Origin of the sequence: Myxococcus xanthus, from assembly GCF_013116825.1 — a bacterium.
GTDB lineage: Bacteria > Myxococcota > Myxococcia > Myxococcales > Myxococcaceae > Myxococcus > Myxococcus xanthus_B.
In genome coordinates, this window is sequence record NZ_JABFNS010000313.1 from 1 (window position 1) to 462 (window position 462).

General features: G+C 69.9%; 1 pseudogene. It reads right to left on the reverse strand.

Annotation, left to right across the window (positions count from 1 at the left end):
- Positions 1-242 (reverse strand): annotated as a pseudogene (locus tag HNV26_RS38045) (hypothetical protein); the annotation flags it as partial.
- Between the last annotated feature and the right edge of the window lie 220 nt (positions 243-462).

Below are 462 nucleotides of genomic sequence, written 5' to 3' on the forward strand. Positions count from 1 at the left end.
GAGACAGTCACGCCGCCGCCCCCGCCGCCCAGCGTGGGCGGCGGGGGCGGCGGCGTGAGGCTCGGGGGGCGGACGGTGTTGGTGGGCGTGCCGGACACGAAGGCATCCGGCGGCGTCGGAATGCCAGTCGACGTCGACGGCGCAGAGGACGTCTTCGGCGGAGGAGGTGGCGGCGGCGTGCCGGTCGTCCGCGTAGAGGTGCTGTTGGACGTCTTCGTCGTGTTGTTCGTGATGCGGCCCATGGCTCTGTCCCCCTCATCCTGGTGCGTGCCAGGAGGTTGATGTGCGTTGATTCCCCATTCTCGGTGCCGGTGTGGCCGTGGTTGTGTCCGGCGGGGGGTGGAGCAGGAATCATCAGCCTGATGACGGATGCCTGGGCTGACGCGCACGGGATGCAGCGCCGGCCGTGGAGCGGGGAGAAGGCTCCCCGCTCCAGGACGGGGGGTTACGGCTGTCTCTTAT